We start from the raw sequence: 347 nt of genomic DNA, 5'->3' as shown, positions 1-347 counted from the left end.
GCCATAACCAGCTCCAGCCGGGCTGCTTCAACCAGACTCATGTGCCTGCCGAGCGCCAACTGGGCAACCAGCAATCGGGCCGTGGCTGGACAACCTGCATGATGCTGGTTCAACCCACGCTGAACCCAGGCATCCTGATCCGCATCAGCGGCAGGCAGTGCCACAAGTCCTTGCTGGATAACCGGTGCCATCATCTCGGTGATCGTCGCTCCGGTACGTAACCAGTCACTCTCAGGCTTGTCTGCTGCCTCTGGCGTTGACCAGTTACCCAACAAATGCCGCACAAACAGCTGGTTATCCGGTGTGCGTTCCGTCCAGTCCAGGCGACGTAGTTGCCCGATCAAGGG

Annotated in this window: 1 pseudogene; it reads right to left on the bottom strand. The window is 59.7% G+C overall.

Features of this window, described 5'->3' with window-relative positions:
* Window positions 1-347 (bottom strand): annotated as a pseudogene (locus Q4563_RS17580) (hypothetical protein); the annotation flags it as partial.

This window comes from Gilvimarinus sp. 1_MG-2023, assembly GCF_030548285.1.
The sequence above is the reverse complement of the archived record's forward strand: the minus strand, read 5'-3'. Positions and strand labels throughout refer to the sequence as shown.